The sequence below is a fragment of the Laspinema sp. D2d genome (genome assembly GCF_025370755.1).
Taxonomy (GTDB): Bacteria; Cyanobacteriota; Cyanobacteriia; order Cyanobacteriales; family Laspinemataceae; genus Laspinema.
Window position 1 is genome coordinate 128,812 of sequence record NZ_JAMXFC010000001.1, and the last position, 17,135, is coordinate 145,946.

At 47.2% G+C, this 17,135-nt stretch carries 13 protein-coding genes; 4 read left to right on the forward strand and 9 right to left on the reverse strand.

What is annotated here, in order from left to right; all coding sequences use genetic code 11:
• Positions 1-73: 73 nt before the first annotated feature.
• Positions 74-1,177, reverse strand: coding sequence for an inositol-3-phosphate synthase (locus NG796_RS00590; protein WP_261203972.1), 1,104 nt, complete (start codon positions 1,175-1,177; stop codon positions 74-76).
• A gap of 474 nt (positions 1,178-1,651) precedes the next feature.
• Here NG796_RS00590 and NG796_RS00595 point away from each other — a divergent pair, with 474 nt between their 5' ends.
• Positions 1,652-2,800: a histidinol-phosphate transaminase gene (locus tag NG796_RS00595; RefSeq protein ID WP_261203973.1), complete on the forward strand. Its 1,149-nt coding sequence runs from the start codon at positions 1,652-1,654 to the stop codon at positions 2,798-2,800.
• 139 nt (positions 2,801-2,939) lie between these two features.
• Here NG796_RS00595 and NG796_RS00600 read toward each other — a convergent pair whose 3' ends face one another.
• On the reverse strand, positions 2,940-3,536 hold the full coding sequence (locus NG796_RS00600) for a hypothetical protein (RefSeq protein WP_261203974.1): 597 nt from the start codon (positions 3,534-3,536) through the stop codon (positions 2,940-2,942).
• A gap of 622 nt (positions 3,537-4,158) precedes the next feature.
• Positions 4,159-4,809: a GNAT family N-acetyltransferase gene (locus NG796_RS26375; RefSeq protein ID WP_261203975.1), complete on the reverse strand. Its 651-nt coding sequence runs from the start codon at positions 4,807-4,809 to the stop codon at positions 4,159-4,161.
• Between the two features lie 172 nt (positions 4,810-4,981).
• Between NG796_RS26375 and NG796_RS00610 the strand changes: the two genes are divergently transcribed.
• The 3 genes from NG796_RS00610 to NG796_RS00620 all read left to right on the forward strand — a co-directional run bounded on the left by NG796_RS00610 (position 4,982) and on the right by NG796_RS00620 (position 11,913).
• Positions 4,982-7,510, forward strand: a complete 2,529-nt coding sequence (locus NG796_RS00610; protein ID WP_261203976.1) for a GAF domain-containing protein — start codon at positions 4,982-4,984, stop codon at positions 7,508-7,510.
• A gap of 486 nt (positions 7,511-7,996) precedes the next feature.
• The gene (locus tag NG796_RS00615; RefSeq protein ID WP_261203977.1) at positions 7,997-11,542 is read left to right on the forward strand and encodes a response regulator; all 3,546 of its coding nucleotides are present in this window, start codon (positions 7,997-7,999) and stop codon (positions 11,540-11,542) included.
• A gap of 239 nt (positions 11,543-11,781) precedes the next feature.
• Positions 11,782-11,913 carry a hypothetical protein gene (locus tag NG796_RS00620; protein ID WP_261203978.1) on the forward strand — a complete coding sequence of 44 codons (132 nt, stop codon included), beginning with the start codon at positions 11,782-11,784 and terminating at the stop codon, positions 11,911-11,913.
• Between the two features lie 209 nt (positions 11,914-12,122).
• Here the strand turns inward: NG796_RS00620 and NG796_RS00625 are convergent, their stop codons facing one another.
• The 6 genes from NG796_RS00625 to NG796_RS00650 form a co-directional block, all read right to left on the reverse strand.
• Positions 12,123-13,004: an SDR family oxidoreductase gene (locus NG796_RS00625; protein ID WP_261203979.1), complete on the reverse strand. Its 882-nt coding sequence runs from the start codon at positions 13,002-13,004 to the stop codon at positions 12,123-12,125.
• A 495-nt stretch (positions 13,005-13,499) separates the two neighbouring features.
• On the reverse strand, positions 13,500-13,643 hold the full coding sequence (locus tag NG796_RS26380; RefSeq protein WP_317619248.1) for a hypothetical protein: 144 nt from the start codon (positions 13,641-13,643) through the stop codon (positions 13,500-13,502).
• A gap of 90 nt (positions 13,644-13,733) precedes the next feature.
• Entirely contained in the window at positions 13,734-13,904 is a 171-nt protein-coding gene (locus tag NG796_RS00635) for a hypothetical protein (protein WP_261203980.1), read from the reverse strand.
• A gap of 20 nt (positions 13,905-13,924) precedes the next feature.
• The gene (locus tag NG796_RS00640; protein WP_261203981.1) at positions 13,925-14,266 is read right to left on the reverse strand and encodes a hypothetical protein; all 342 of its coding nucleotides are present in this window, start codon (positions 14,264-14,266) and stop codon (positions 13,925-13,927) included.
• A gap of 265 nt (positions 14,267-14,531) precedes the next feature.
• Complete coding sequence (gene xth, locus NG796_RS00645) at positions 14,532-15,314, reverse strand: exodeoxyribonuclease III (protein WP_261203982.1); 783 nt, start codon at positions 15,312-15,314, stop codon at positions 14,532-14,534.
• Between the two features lie 156 nt (positions 15,315-15,470).
• Positions 15,471-17,117, reverse strand: coding sequence for an acetolactate synthase large subunit (locus tag NG796_RS00650; protein WP_261203983.1), 1,647 nt, complete (start codon positions 17,115-17,117; stop codon positions 15,471-15,473).
• Positions 17,118-17,135: the final 18 nt, after the last annotated feature.

Sequence of the window (17,135 nt, forward strand, 5' to 3'; positions counted from 1 at the left end):
TTTAGGCTTAAACTAGGGAATTTTTCCAAAAATTATCGCCTCACTCGTCAAGAATGAGGCGATGGGGAGTTGATTAATACTCTCTAAATCCGTTAATAAATTCCTCGGTCATCCGGTAGGCATCTCCATCGGGATATTGCTTGGGCGGATGCTTCATAAAGTAGGAAGAGGGAGAAAAGAGTACGCCGCCTTTACCGCGATCGAGGGCCAATTTACAGCAGCGAATCGCATCGATCGCCACCCCGGCGGAGTTGGGTGAATCCTCCACAGACAGGCGCATTTCAATGTTCATCGGCACATCCCCGAAGAGTTTGCCTTCCACGCGAATAAAACAAACTTTATTATCTTTCTGCCAGGGGACATAATCACTCGGTCCCACATGAATATCCTCATCCTCCAGTCTAGTTTCACAAACCGACTGAACCGCTTCCGTCTTCGATTCTTTTTTAGACTTTAAGCGGGTGCGATTTAACATATTCAAGAAATCCGTATTTCCTGCGGTATTGAGTTGATAAGTCCGTTCGATTTTGACCCCTCTTTTTTTCGCCAGGTCAGTAATCATCCGGTGAACAATTGTCGCCCCAAGCTGGGATTTAATATCATCACCGACGATGGGAATATTGCGCGACTCAAATTTATCCGCCCACAACTGATTACTAGCAATAAAGACCGGAATGCAATTGACAAAAGCAACCCCTGCTTCTAGGCAGCATTCAGCATAAAAACTCGTTGCTTCTTCCGACCCCACTGGGAGATAATTCACGAGGACCTGAGCGCGGGATTCTTTTAAAATAGCAATGACATCATCTCGGGTTGGTTCGGGGGCATCGCTCGGGATGAAGGTATATTTGTCTGCATAATTGACTAAATGTTCGGAGACCCCATCTAAGATTCTTCCCATGCTGACTTTCGTGCCAATTTCGGGAATGTCTTGGCAGAAAACTGTCGTACAATTGGGTTCAGCAAAGATCGCTTTAGAGATATCTTGGCCGACTTTTCGACGGTCGATATCGAAAGCTGCAACCACATCAATATCGTTCGGTTTATAACCGCCAATATCCCAGTGCATTAAGCCGATCGCTTCTTCAGAAGTCTTATCTTTATAAAAGTAAATTCCCTGTACCAAGGAGCTAGCACAGTTACCAACGCCTACGATCGCTAGTTTAATTTTTTCCACAATCAGTCCCCGTCTCGTGTACTTGCATTTGTCGAAATTGTCAACGTTAACAATAACATAACTAACGGAGGGAAAATCAGGGGGGTTAACCGGGCTGCCTCCGAAGTTGTTCTCTCCAACCAGCTTTGTCTTGATCAGGGTTAGCCCAGCCCCGGTTGGGTAGACCGGATCCATAACCCTCCATCCTCAGAGAATAGCCTTTTGCTATTTCCTGAACATTTTAGAGTATTTATGCAAGGATTGTGAACTGCGGAATGATTCCATACCCTTTCCCCTAACTGATTGATGCCCTGAAATATTAAAACAACCCAGATAGGAGTTCCCCAATGGAGGCGATCGCCTCCACTGCCTGATCCAGACCCCAAAATACCCCTGATGCAAAAAAGCCTATTGCCCGAAGTAGACCCAAACACCCATACTAAAGACAGTGGTGCTTGTCACCCAATTGCGGCTTTGTAATGGTTCTACAATTCTATGCTGAGTTTTATTCGCTCAGATTTGGCTCAACTGATTGCTTATACTCCCCACCCGGGGGGCACTATCGATTCCCCTGGGGGGAAACCTGCCCAAATTGATCGGGTGGATACGAATGAAAGTCCCTACGACTTACCTGCGGCCCTTAAAGAAAAGCTGGCATGGACCTATCAACAGGAGATCGAAACCAATCGCTATCCTGACGGGAGTCATGCCTCCTTAAAGCAAGCGATCGCGGAATATGTGAACGAATCAGCCCAACTCCCTGATTCCCCTATCACCGCCAGCCATATTTCCCTCGGCAATGGTTCCGATGAACTGATTCGTTCTTTACTCATTGCTACCTGTCTCGGTGGTGAAGGGTCGGTTTTGGTCGCCCATCCTACCTTTTCTATGTATGGGATTTTAGCCCAAACCCTGGGCATTCCTGTGGTGGAAGTCGGGCGCAACGAAACGAACTTTGAAATCGACATCCCCGCCGCACAGGCGGCAGTCGCCAATACCCAAAATCCCCCGATTCGGGTGGTGTTTGTGGTTCATCCCAACTCCCCCACCGCCAATGCTTTAACTTCGGCTGAACTCGATTGGATCCGCAGTTTGCCCCCGAATATTTTGGTGGCGATCGATGAGGCGTATTTTGAATTTAGTCAAACCAGTGTGGTGAGTGAGTTACTCCAGCATCCGAATTGGGTGATTATGCGGACCTTTTCCAAAGCTTTTCGCTTGGCGGCCCTGCGGGTGGGCTATGCGATCGCCCATCCGGAACTCACCGCTACCCTGGAAAAAGTCCGCCTACCGTACAATCTCCCGGCGTTCTCCCAAATTGCCGCATCCCTGGCGATCGCCCATCGTCAGGAACTCCTCAGCACTATTCCCGAAATTTTAACCGAGCGCGATCGCTTCCTGGAACAATTGCAACCCTTACAAAAATTTCGCCTGTGGGGGAGTGCAGCTAACTTTATTTACCTGCGCCCGAATCTCCAGGACCCATCGGCGATCGGCCCTACCCTGACTCGCATCACGGAGGAACTCAAGGCCCAAGGGACCCTGATTCGTCACACGGGAGGCGGTTTAAGAATTACCCTCGGCACACCGGAGGAAAATCACCGCACCTTATCCCGCTTGCAGGAATTCAATTTTGGAGATTAGATCCCAATCCGGTTGCTAAAAGTCGATTTTCTCTTGAGCCCGCGCAGGCGGGCTTAGTCCCTGTAGCCCCACCCTTTCCTTACGGAACGCTACGCGAACAGGGTGCGGGTTTTGGAGACTTTTACAAGCGGATTCCGTCTTAAACTGCCGCCACCTTAACCGGGGACTTCTTTTCTAAACGTCGGATGGTCCGCACAGTTTGAGGCAGGACCCCAACCAATCGGGCGATCGCCTCATCGGGGAGTCGGATCACGGTTTCGCGATCGAAATAATGCTGAAACTGAGTGAGCAGCATTTGGGTCCGGTGCAAGGATACCGGCTGGACTGTAAGCTGTTCCATTAATCGAATCCAATGGCGGCGAATGGCAAAGGCTTTTTGCCGTTCCTCGTAGCTTTCCGGATAGAGCAACACCAGATCCCCCACGGGAATCGTTTGCTGACACTCAATATCAAAAATGCCTCCAACGGCGGCCCCGGGACCCACGAATTCCGCATGAAAGCGCTTGTAGACAATCAATCCACAGCGTCGGCGACTGTCCACCACAAACAATTGACCGCTATTGAGTTGGGTCAAGATTTGAGCACTATGGGCATATTTAATCAAGGCACGAGAAGGATTGCCCGTCTCGCCCTTGGCTGTGGGGCGATCGGGACAGTCAGACGGAAGGGGACCCAAGGGATGATATCCTTGGGCCTCTCGATTTTGGTTCCGGTCCTCATGTTTGTGTTGAGTCATTTGAGGGTTCTCTTCTCATGCCGAAAATCACTACATCTAAACCGGGCAACTCCTGACTACAAGAGGGGGTTAGAAAACTCCCCAAATTTAAGGAATAAATTTTCCCCAAGTTTATTATTCCCGGGTGGCACAGATAAACGTGCTTTTCTATTCAAAAGTCAGTTTCAAGGCGTTCAAAATAGTGTTACCGATTGAAAAGCCTTAGTCTCCTTATTCAAAAACAGGCCGGGGAGCGCCGGAAAAACAAGATAAACTCGCTCAGGTTGGAATTTTTTAAATGAGGGGATTAAAGTCTGCTTCCAGTTTACTCAAAATAGGAAAGGCATTGATTCACGAGGACTGGGGTAGAAAATTCCTCCTCAATCAGGATGTCAAAGCCCAATTTTTTAATCAGCAAGGCGGAGTCATGACACCTTCAGTTTGCTCTGGATAGCCACACCCTTGAGTTGCCCTGAGTTTTTGCAAACCTAGCGGTACCCGATTTGCTATCACTCTCTAGGCGTAGAAACCGGGTTGTTTGTCCAGAATGGTTGCTAATCCTGATAGATTGTGGGCAAAAATCCAGTTGTCTTCCCACTTCTGATGGGTGATCTTTAATGAAGAATGAAGCGATCGCCTGCCCTCAACTGCGATGGAGTGCCTTGTGCAACAGCATTCGTTTGGGTTGCCCGAAACACCAAGGACCCCAACCTGACTCAATGGAATGAATGCGATAGCCTGCTTTGTAATAAAGTCGTCTTGCCGGTCGGTTATTTTCCAGAACGTGCAGGTATAGGTCCTGAAAGCCCCAATCTAGGGCGATGCCTTCGCAAGCTTGTAGCAATTGACGGGCTCCCCCTTGGCGGCGATAAAGGTCACCGATGGCTAAATTGGACAAGTAAGGAAACTGAGTCATACCGAAGGTCCAAGGGTTGATACAGCGCAAGGCCATTTCTACCGTACCTACAATCACGCAATTCCCCTCTGGGGAGTCCAGGGCGGATTCATAGCAGGAAGGCGGTTCGGATTGGGAAACGACAGCCACCAAGCAGATAGAATGGGTCGAGTTTGATCGCAGTCGCACGCGCAAATCTTCATAAATGCCGAGGCGTACGATCGGGTACAGCCAAGCCCCGATTCCTTCGCGGGAATGAAAGCTATCGACTAAAATCTCGGCAAGGCTGCTGAGATCTTTGCCTTGGGCGGCCCGAATGGAAAAGCGAGATGCACCTCCCGAGGATGGCTCAGAGGCAGGGGTATCACGATGGGTTGGGGACGTGAAAGAGGAGTTCACGAGGGATTCACATTAAGAGGGTTTGAAACGGATGGGTTTTGACATGAAGGGAACCCTCTCTTCTTATAACATAACCTGATGAGGGGGCTCAAATATAAAATAAATATAAAGTGGACAAAAAGCAGCACAACATAAATAATCATTATCAATGATAGCATGAGGTAAAATCCTGATGAATGCAGATATTTTTCCATTTGACCCCCATGAGCTCGGTTCTCCGAACCGAACATCGCGACGAGTGGCGATCGCCGAACTCCTGGGGCGACAAACTGAGTTGCACCGAGGGGATAACGAGGCTGAAAATGCCGCATGGACTGCCGGTTGGCTGGATTGTTTAGAGTTTTTGGGCCAAATCGACCGAGGGACAGTTGCTAGAGTCAAGCAACTTTGTTATGAAAAAAGACAATCCCGCTGGGAGGAGATTTCTACCTCTGGATCTCTCCATAAAAATACAGGGGGTGAAAGGAAGAGTAAACTAGAAAATTTTCCATTCCTAAAAGCAATTTCTGAAAAAATAAAATCCCCACAAGCGCCTCGAAATCTTGCTGAAAAAAATTGCGATCGCCCTGAAGAATTTGCCGGGGAGGGCGAACAGGTGCTCTCGCCACAGGGTTTAAATGCGATCGCCAAGGTTATTCATCAGTCCTTGAATGAAACGGAGATTTATGAGGCGATCGTCCAGCAATTGTGTGATGTCTTTCAGGCAGACTGTGCCGGGTTAATTTTCCATGATCTCCAGGGACAAACTTTGATAGAAAGAGTGGTTTATCATCCCTTGGAGGCATCTTCAGCGTCACCGCTTCACCCTCGGGCGATGGGTGTGCCTTTGCGAGTGGAGGGATTAAAAGAGTGGAATACGTTGCGATCGCAAAAAAGTCCTTGGGTGGTAGGGGATATAGAAACAGCAGTAATGCCCGAGGTAGAACGCTTGCTGTTGTTGGATGCCGGATTACAATCTACCTTAATGGTGCCCCTTCTCTACCACAATGAAGCGATCGCGACGGTTTATTTGAGTTATACCGGGGTTTGTCATTTGTGGACCTCGGTAGAAATGAAATTTGCGGAAATGGTGGCCCAACAGGGTGCAGTCGCCCTAGGAAATATCAGGCATTATATCCAAGCCCAAAAACACGCCCAACGGGAACAAATTCTTAACCGAATTGCGGGAAGAATTCGCACTTCTTTAAATCTGGATCGCACGATTGAAACGGCATTATTGGAGTTATTAACTCTCACCCAAGCGGATTTAATCTTATTTTCCATCCCGACTTCTTTAATAGAAAGTATCCATCACCTTTGCCGATCGCTGCGCATTACTCACCGAGTCTGTCGCCCCAGTCAATCCAGTTTCTTAGATGAACATCCTCTCGGTGTGGGGATAGAAATTAAGCTTTTTCAGTTTGAATCTGGGTTGATTCAAAGTTTATTGGGACAAGAAGTAACGGCTATTTCTAATACTCAAAATTCTGATTTTGGAGAACGCGATCGCACCCTATTTCAACAATTACAAGTGGGGAGCTTATTAAGTGTTCCGATTTGGCATCGTGAAAGCTTATTAGGTCATGTTTCGGCTATCAAACCTCAACCTTATGATTGGAATGAAGATGAAATTTCCGCAATGGAATCGATTTCGTTACACCTAGGAATCGCGATTACTCAGGCGCAGTTATATCAACGTACCCAGGACCAAGCGCGCCAAGCGCGATCGCAAGCTAAACAACTCAAAAAAGCCCTGGATGAAAAAACTAAATTAATTGCTTCGCTTCATGACACTCAATTTCAATTGGTTCAAAGCGAAAAAATGTCTAGTTTAGGTCAATTGGTTGCTGGGGTTGCCCATGAAATTAATAATCCGATTAATTTCATTTATGGCAATCTTCCTCACATTGCCAACTATAGCTATGAGCTTTTAGAACTCCTAGAGCGCTATCGGGAACAGTTAAACCCGGTTCCCCAATCCATTGCTGCATTTGAAGCGGAAATTGATATAAATTTTATTCAGACCGATTTAACAAAAATCCTTCATTCTATGAAAGAAGGGGCGGAACGGGTGCGGCAAATTGTGGTGACTTTACGCAACTTTTCTCGCTTGGACGAAGCTGAATTAAAATGGGTGGATCTTCATGAAGGGATTGATAGTAGCCTGATTTTATTAGCCCATCGTCTCCATGATATCGAGGTGATTAAATCCTATGGCAATCTTCCTAGATTCTGTTGCTATCCGGGACAACTCAATCAGGTGTTTATGAATTTGTTTTCCAATGCGATCGATGCCATTGAACCGCCGGATGGAGGGGTTATTGGGGCAAATTTCCCGGTGAATCATTTGGGCGATCGGCAAATTACCATCACCACTAAAGTGATTGCTCAAGCTCATTTCCCCTTGGATACCCCCCTCCCCCCTCAAACCCCTAACCTATCTCCCGGAGAGTGGGTGCAAATTCGGATTCGAGATACGGGATGTGGCATTCTCTCCCAACATCAAACTAAAATTTTTGACCCGTTTTTTACCACGAAACCTGTGGGGACTGGCAAAGGATTAGGGTTAGCGATCGCCTATAAAATTATCGTAGACCGACATCATGGCCGCTTGAGTTTTGAAAATCTACCGGAAGGGGGATGCGAATTTATTATTGAGTTACCTGTTATTTCTAAAGACCCAATCCACCCGAGATCCGCTCAACCTTCCCTGACCCGTTAATAACAATCAGAAGCCAATTCTGGAGGGGAAAACCCGAAGCAGGCTCTTTTTGGACCCCCAATATCTGTTAAAACAGGACCTTTGAACAAGGAAAATTTCCATCCCAGGAAACCCTGACTGAAACCAGAACGAAGGACCGCGATTCTGAATCGGTGAAATTTCTCATGCAGGATCCGACGGTTGCCAGTAGAATATCGTCATTATTCCCAATAATTCCGACCCCTTCGACGGGCGATCGCCCTCAGCAATTTTTACATCAGGATGCAAATTAAGGGGCGAGTCTGCTAGGGTTCATGAGGCGCGTGATATTCATCCCTGACCCCTAACCCATCGGGATTATGTTAAGTAGTGTACATTCAGAATAACCCCTACTCACGAACCTGGGGAGGGGTTAAGTCTGCCTCGTTGGTTCGGTCACCCTAAAAACCAGTCGCAAGAATCATAAGAAATTGGATATAACTCCCCCTGATTGTAGGAGCGCGGTGCATGAGTATCGAAACATATAGTAAGCCGAAACTTCTGGTCGTTGACGACGAACCAGATAACCTCGACTTGCTCTATCGCACTTTTTATCGGGACTATAACGTGCTGACGGCAGAAAATGCCTCGCAAGCGTTAGAGCTTCTGGCAAAGGAGGGGGATGTGGCGGTGATTATCTCCGATCAGCGGATGCCCAAAATGAGTGGGACTGAGTTACTCAGTCTGACGGCGACTCAGTACCCCGATGCGATCCGGATTATCTTGACGGCTTACACCGATGTCGAGGACCTGGTGGATGCTATCAATGCAGGGAAGGTTTTTAAATATGTCACCAAACCCTGGGATGCCGATGAACTCAAGGCATTGGTCGCACAAGCATTAGATACCCACAATGTTTTGAAGGCGCGGACAAGGGAACTGTGCCGCACCCTGCGTCAGGAATCGTTGCTTAATGCCATTACGAATACCATTCGATCGCGCACGACTGAGGCGCAGATTTTGCAGACCATTGTCGATACCCTCGGCCAAATGTTTGAAGTGAGTTATTGCATTCTCCGTCCCTATCAGGATGGCCGCTTTATTGATGAATGGTTTATGTATCAAAAGCGGGAACTGGGCACGATCAAGTCCAATGGTCAAGGGCCAAAACTGCCTGTTGCTCCCTCGGGTCCGATTTCCGAACCCCTAGGGTTGGCCCAAACGGTTTGGGAAACCCATGATATTGAGGTGATCCATGATGTGGAAACCGATGAACGGTTACAGGGAAAGACGCCTCAACTCCAGCAACGGCGACAGATGTTAAAAGCGGCAGATATTCAGTCGAGTTTAGTGGTTCCCCTGATGTTTCGCTTGGAACTCATGGCCGTTTTGGCCTTACACCAATGTGGATCCGGGCGGGAGTGGCAGGATGATGAGGTGCAACTGGTGTTTATGGTGGCGGATCAGGCGGTGTTGTCCCTGTCCCAGGCCCGCGCGTATGAACAAATGCAGGCCCTCGCCAAGCGTGAGGCCCTGGTGAATACGATTACTACGGCGATTCGGTCGAGTCTGAATCCGAAAGATATTTTTGCAGCGATCGCCCAACAACTCGGCCAAGCGTTACAGGCGGACGGTTGTGCCCTGTCGTTATGGACTGAGGAAGATGAGTATGTTCAGTGTGTTGGATTGTATGATGCCGCCTTACAAGCGGTGGAAGCTTCGGAGGGAGAACAACTGCAGGATGAAGACTCTCAACCGGGGGGAATGTCTTCTCCCCATCCCTTCCTGGAAGTCAAAGGGGAACCTCGCTTGAATTCCGGGGAATTGCCGCGATCGGTGGTGCCGATCGCCGGGAATCCGGTGTTGCAAGAACTCCTCACCACTCGGGCTCCGGTGGTGGTGGATGACTTGGAACAGCAGCCGGAATGGAATGTCATGGATTTACCCCTGCGATCGCCTGCGCGGGCTTTATTACTCGTGCCTTTAATCTCCGATGGCGAAATTATCGGCAGCATTACCCTGCGCCAAGTCCGATCCCCCCGCCGCTGGCACCCCTCGGAAATTGATCTCGCCCAAGCGGTGGCGGCACAAGGGGCGATCGCCGTTCATCAATCTCGTCTTTACCAAAAAACTCGGCAGCAGGCGGAACGACTCTTGGAACTTAACCGCCTGAAAACGGAATTTTTCCAAAATATTTCCCACGAGTTCCGCACGCCCTTAACCCTGATGATGGGTCCTTTGGAATCGGCGGTGGAACATCACCAAGATTTACCCTTGGAACAAGCGGCGATCGCCCTGCGCAATACCCGCCGCCTCCTGCGATTGGTCAATCAACTCTTGGACTTGCAACGCCTCGATGCTGGTCGGATGCAGCCCACCTTTCGTCCCTGCGATTTACTCGCCTTTGTCTCCCAAACTGTAGAAATTTTTCGCCCCTATTGCGAGAAAAAAGGTATAGAAATCACCACGGATTTGCAAGCTTGTCCTTCCCTTTATTTGGACTTGGAAAAGTTTGATAAAGTCCTCTACAATCTCCTGTCCAATGCCATGAAATTTACCGCTTCTGGCGGTAAAATTATGGTTTCCTTGGAACAGGCGGGGGATTATTCTTTACTCCAAGTTAAAGATACCGGAATTGGCATTCGCACGGATCAAATTCCCCACTTATTTGAGCGCTTTCGTCAAGCCGAAGGGTCTGCGAATCGCTCGTATGAAGGCAGTGGGTTAGGGTTAGCCTTAGCCAAAGAATTGGTCGAACTACATGGGGGAACCATCGCCGTTGAGTCGAATTATGGGGAAGGTTCGGTTTTTATGGTCTGGTTACCCCTGGGCAATTCTCACTTACCCCCGGACCAAATTATTGAAGTACCCACCGGGGTAGAACCGGCCCGGGCTTCGGTAGAATTGGCCGATGTGCAGATGGAAGAGGATGGGGTCGGGTTTATCGGTCCCGGAGGGTTGGTGCAACCAGCACAACCCTCAACCATTCACACCCTCCACCCGACAATTGTCGTGGTGGATGACAATCCAGATTTACGAAATTATGTTTCCGGCATTCTCACAAAAGAAGGATATCGCGTCATTTTGGCCCGGAATGGGGCGGAAGGATTTGATGTGGTGATTAACCATCGTCCCCAGTTAATTGTTACGGATTTGATGATGCCGTTAGTCTCGGGTTTGGATATGATCCAGATGATTCGAGAGGATGAGTCGTTACGGGGAACACCGATTATTTTGCTCACGGCAAAAGTGAATGAGGATACGCGCATTGAAGGCGCGGAAAAGGGCGCGGATGCCTATCTAGCGAAACCCTTTAACGATCGCGAGTTATTAGCAGAAGTGAGAAATTTACTCGCCCTTAAGGAAAATGAGCGCCGGGTAGCCCAGTTGAATACTTACTTAACCGAATCAGTCCTCCGGCGCTTTTTACCCCCTGGGATGGTCCAAAAAGCGGCCTCTGGGGAGTTATCTCTGGATTTACGTCCGGAACCTCGGTTGATTACGATTTTGTTTAGCGATATCGTTGGGTTTACTCAGTTGGCGAATACGTTGCGATCGCGCCGGGTGGCGGAAGTGTTGAATCAATATTTAACGGAAATGACTCAGGCGGTGTTTGACAATGGCGGCACAGTAGATAAGTTTGTCGGGGATGCGATCGTGGCGATGTTTGGTGCACCAGAGGATTTGACCCCGAATGAACAAGTGAGACGGGCGATCGCCACCGCCCGACAAATGTTACAAGCCCTAGATCGCTTAAATGAGAACTGGGAGGAACAAGGTTTACCTCGGGTCCAGTTCCGCTGCGGGATTCATCAAGGAACCGCTGTGGTGGGGATGTTTGGCGGCAATTTGCGATCGGATTATACGGCGATCGGTCCTAGTGTAAATATTGCTTCCCGCTTGCAAGAAGCTGCGGACCCGGGTACAATTCTGGTGTCGGCAGCGGTGGCCGATTATCTTCATGATGATGAAATTGTTAAGTTCGGTTCCCTGCAATTAAAGGGCATTGATGAAACCGTTCTAACCTTTATGGTTCATCGTCCTTCTCGGGGGAGTAATGGGGAAGTTTCTTAGGGAGACGGGTCAAATTTATACTGAATCCCTGATTAACAATAGGAGATTTAATTCTTAGTAATTTAGACTCCTTCGTCCTCATCCAAAACTGTGTTTAAAATCACTGCCACCGATGAGGGCGATCGCCTCTGGGTCAGAAATCTATCACCATCCGTTCAGCTTGATATCACCCCCATTTATCCTGAACCGAGAGATAATGGGAGTATAAGAAAAGAAGAAGCAAATCGGAGGACAAAATCATGTTACCTCGCTATCGGACCCACACCGCGCAATTCGTCAAAATGGTTTACTCGAAAGTGCAAGTCAACGGAAAATTAGAATTAGTACCAATGGAATTATACTCCGATGGTTCCCTCAAACGTAGCGCTTAATCGTTTCAATTCGCTTCATACACGGGTTAAATCTAGTAAGCCAGGGAAAAGCTTAAATGCAGCAAAAATTAATAAATCTGACAACTGAATATTACTCAGTAACAAAGGGGGTGTCTTATCCAGACACCCCCTTTTGATTTATAGAGATTCCTGGACTTATGAGGTATGAATAGCTGTGGGAACCGCTATAATTTTGGGAAACCCTTTACTCACGCACTCACATACCGGCGAATAAAACTTTCTAAAGACTCCATTTTCATCCCAAAGGTTGACTCTAAGGTTTCTATCTCTTGCACAGTGCAGAAAAACTCATTAGAAACCAAGACTCGCACAGTTCCTAGAGATTTCTGTAAACTGGGATTCACCAATCCCAACGCATTACGGACCCCATCAAAGACCATCATCGGGGGGTTGATAATCAGAGGTTCTCGATTAAAAATGCGGCCAAAAATCTGGGGAATCTCTACGCGGGAGAGAATTTCTGGACCTCCCACCGGGAAAATTTGATTCGCTGCACCGGAGACTAAAACCGAATCTGCTGCGATTTTAGCTAAGTCATCGGTACTCACCGGGGAGGTGCGATTTTTCAAGTCTCCAAGACTTAAATAAATCCCCGTTTCTTTGAATCGTTGTGCAAAAGGAATTAAAGCCGAATCAAAAGCAGAAGGACGTAAAATGGTGTAAGTCAAACCACTTTTTTCTAAATATTTTTCGACTTCGCGTTTAGCTTTAAACACTGGGGAATCCACATAACCGCGATCGCAACCCAGGACAGAAATCAAGACAAAATGCTCGACTCTTGCTGCTTTCCCGTAATCAATCAAGTCAATATTCGCCCGATAGTCGATCGCCTGTGCACCTCCAGTTTCCTTCCCGCCATGAGTGCTGATGATATACTTAACCCCTTCACAGGCTTTTTGTATATCACGCTCCCGTTTCAAGTCGCCAATGAATATCTCTGCACCTCGATTTTCTAACTCGCTGTAGTCTGAACTCAACCGCACAAAAGCCCTTACAGGTGCTTGTCTCGCAGTCAAAACCCGCACCACACGCCGTCCTAAACTTCCCGTTGCTCCAGTGACTAAGAACATCTTTATTTATGGGTAAATGAATCAGTCTCTCTGCAATTTTAGCTTGTTCTCCCGAAAAGGGAGGGACGGAAAACCCTCCCCATCCCTAAAATCCACCTTCAACCTAAGTTATTATCCAAGTTTGTAGTAATGACTACAGTCATTTCGAGTTTCATTTTCTACTTATTTTGTAGCAAGGAGTTCAGTCGTTTATGCCTCCATTATTAGGCGAAAATTTAAAACCACTGAACTTCTAGCTACGAGCCAAAGAGAAAAACAACATCTAAATTGGGCAGTAATTTAACCCAAACTGTTGTTAGTGCGAGTTTCTAGTCCGCTAATGTAACTGAATTCAATCCTCAACAGGTTGCCAACCCTACAACCTGATAATCAGTCTAATTCTAAAATAACTGGAGTGTGATCACTGGGTTTGGGTAACTTCCTCGGTTCCGTGTCGATGGTACAGGCGATCGCCCGTTCTTTCAGCTTCGGTGTGACATAACGATGATCGATGCGTCAGCCGCGATTTCGGGCGAAGCCACCGGCGCGATAATCCCACCAGCTAAACTGTCCCGCTTCTTGATTAAAGAGGCGGAAGGCATCGGTTAATCCCAGTTCTAAAATGTTGGTTAAGGCGGCCCGTTCTGCGGGGGAGGCCATGATATCGTTCGGGGTAATTTTTTGATGAATATCTATCGCTTCTAAGGCGATATTAAACTATTGTCGGGGGTAGGGTCCCCCTATTTTCTGCTATTTAATCCCCAGGGTTTGCATTTTTTCGGCCACTCTAATTTCAGCTAAACGTTTTTCATATTTTTGGTCTATCTCCAAAGTTAAATCAGCTAACTCTTTCATCTGTTGTTCTGTAATTTTAGCCAATTCGAGCAGTTCTGTCATTTTGGCTAATTCGTCGTCACTCATAGAGGGGTGTTGTACCACGGTTAGTCCTCCAAACGATTTTTAAGTTGACCCGCATTCATTTTAGCTTCTAATACCCTTCCCAAAATAAATCCTAAATCTTCACCAGCTTCTTGAATAATTTGAGCAGGTACATTATCCGGTGCAAGTCTATCAATAATATTGTGAATTCGACTTCGGGTAATCTCCACGAAAAAAAGAAGATTGCTCAATGCACCGAAAAACTGCATCAATATTTCGTTTTCCGGAAAAAGATCTAACCTTTGGCTAACTAAGTTCAGTCCATAAAGTGCATCTTGTTCAGTCTCCTCTAACTCTTGGTTGAGTCTGGCAATTAGGGCTTGAATTTCTGACGGGATGGGCATTTACGCTTACTTTTTAGTTAAATAGCTTCCGCTTCAAGTTTTATAATTCTATCACTCTAAATGCTCTTTCGACCGGATTCTGGAATGGGCAAACCCGCAGGAATTAGCCCTCCACAAATTAGACATTGGGCACAAATCGATTCAATAATGGCGTCCCACCTCTTGTCCATTCTCTAGTTAGGATGATTCCTAAACAGGCATTTCTTAGAACACTCTTCAATTTTATCATACCGTACCTAGGTTAGGCCGGTATGATAGCCTAAATTTACCCTAATTCTAAAATAACTGGAGTGTGATCACTGGGTTTGGGCAACTTACGGGGTTCCGTGTCGATGGTACAGGCGATCGCCCGTTCTTTCAGCTTCGGGGTGACATAATGATGATCGATGCGCCAGCCGCGATTTCGAGCGAAGGCACCGGCGCGATAATCCCACCAGCTAAACTGTCCCGCTTCTTGATTAAAGAGGCGGAAGGCATCGGTTAAACCCAGTTCTAAAATGTTGGTTAAGGCGGCCCGTTCTGCGGGGGAGGCCATGATATCATTTGGGGTAGTTTTTCGATGAATATCTATCGCTTCTAAGGCGATATTAAAGTCACCGCAAATACATAATTTATCGGTTTTGTCAAGAATGATTTTAAGATAATTTTCTAGGGTTTTCAGCCAGGTTAGTTTATAACTAAATTTATCGCTGCCGACGGATGAACCATTAGGGACATAGAGATTGAGGATGCGAATATCCCCGAAAACTCCGGTAATGACGCGCTTTTGTTCGTCTAATTCGGTCATTTCTGGACCCAGAATTGGGGTGAAACCGATGGTGACGTCGGTTAGGGGAATTTTACTGAATAAAGCAACCCCGTTGTAGGATTTTTGGCCGGAGATATAAAGGTGATAGCCTAATGCTTCTAAGGGCGATCGCGGAAAATCTGCATCCACTACCTTTGTTTCTTGCAAGCACAATACATCAACGGGGTTGGTTTGTAACCAGTCGGTTACTTGTTCTAATCGAGTTCTAATCGAGTTAACGTTCCAGGTCGCTATCTTCATGGGTTAGGAATTAAGGATGAGGGGTTAATTGTACCGCATTTTGCCTCATTAGACCGCTTCCAAAATACTGGAGAGATCCCCCCAACCCCCCTTTTTAAGGGGGGCTTTTCAGAAGTTTGCAAGAAGTCTATTCCTTAACTCCTAACTCCTGCTAATTTAGATAGTGCAGTTCAATCCGCCTGATTTTTGACTAAAGCGGATATTTTCGCTGTAGTCGATGGGACAGTCAATCACTGCTGGAACATCTTGGGCGAGGGCTTCTTTTAGGGTGGGAATTAAATCCGCTGCGGATGCGATCCGATAGCCTTTTAATCCCATACTTTCTGCAAATTTCACAAAGTCAGGATTGGTGAATTTGATGAAGGCAGATTCGCCATAGTGGTTCTGTTGTTTCCACTCGATGAGTCCATATCCGCCATCGTTAAAGATAATCGTTACGAAGGCAGTTCCGACGCGCAAAGCGGTTTCTAATTCTTGGCAGTTCATCATGAATCCGCCGTCGCCAGTTACGGCCACAATTTTGCGATCAGGATAGACTAATTTAGCGGCTAATGCGCCGGGAATGGCGATTCCCATTGCTGCAAATCCATTGGAAATCAAACAAGTATTGGGCCGATCGCAATGGTAGTGACGGGCAATCCACATCTTATGCGCACCCACATCGGAGATAACAATATCATCCGGTCCCATCACCTGCCGCAAATCATAAATCAGTTTTTGCGGTTTGATAGGAAATCCATCATCCGTAGCATACTGTTCATAATCGGCGCGAATATCGGCGCGCAGTTCGCAAGCATGAGGGGTGGGTTTACTCTGGCGATCGGCGCGATGCAAAATTTCCATTAAGGAATCAGAAATATCCCCCACTACTTCGACAATCGGGATATAACTACTATCAATTTCTGACGGAGTGGCATTAATATGAATGATGGGAATCTTTCCCTCTGGATTCCATTTTTTCGGGGAATATTCAATCAAATCATAGCCAACAGCAATCACCAGATCCGTTTCCTCAAACGCACAGGTAATATAATCCCGCTGTTGCAATCCGGTGGTCCATAAAGCGAGAGGATGAGTATAGGGAATGACGCCTTTCCCCATAAAGGTATTGGTAACTGGAATATGCAGGCGAGTGGCAAATTCAGTTAACACAGACCCAGCATGAGCGCGAATTGCGCCATTTCCCACTAAAATGAGCGGATTATTCGCCCGAGAAATGGCGGCAGCGGCTTCATTTAATCCTTGATAAGATGCATAGCTTTTTTCTTGCTTATCTTTTCTCAAGGGTTCACCGACAACGGACATAGCGGCAATATTTTCCGGTAAATCGATATGAACCGCCCCAGGTTTTTCAGTTTGGGCCCGTTTAAACGCTTTCCGAACAATTTCCGGGGTGATGCTGGGACGGACAATTTGCGCGTTCCATTTTGTGACAGGTTCAAACATTGCCACTAAGTCTAAATATTGATGGGATTCAATATGCATCCGATCGGTCCCCACTTGTCCCGTAATGGCGACAAGGGGAGCACCATCTAAGTTGGCATCGGCAACCCCTGTCATTAAGTTGGTGGCACCGGGACCCAAGGTGGAGAGGCAGACTCCGGCTTTTCCAGTCAAGCGTCCATAAACATCGGCCATGAATGCCGCGCCTTGTTCGTGACGGGTGGTAATAAATTGAATAGAAGAGTTACTCAGCGCTTTTAAAACGGCGAGGTTTTCTTCTCCAGGGAGTCCAAAAATGTATTGAACACCTTCATTTTCCAGACAACGAACTAATAATTCAGCGGTGTTAAGTTCACCCATAATCTTGTGTTACCTCAG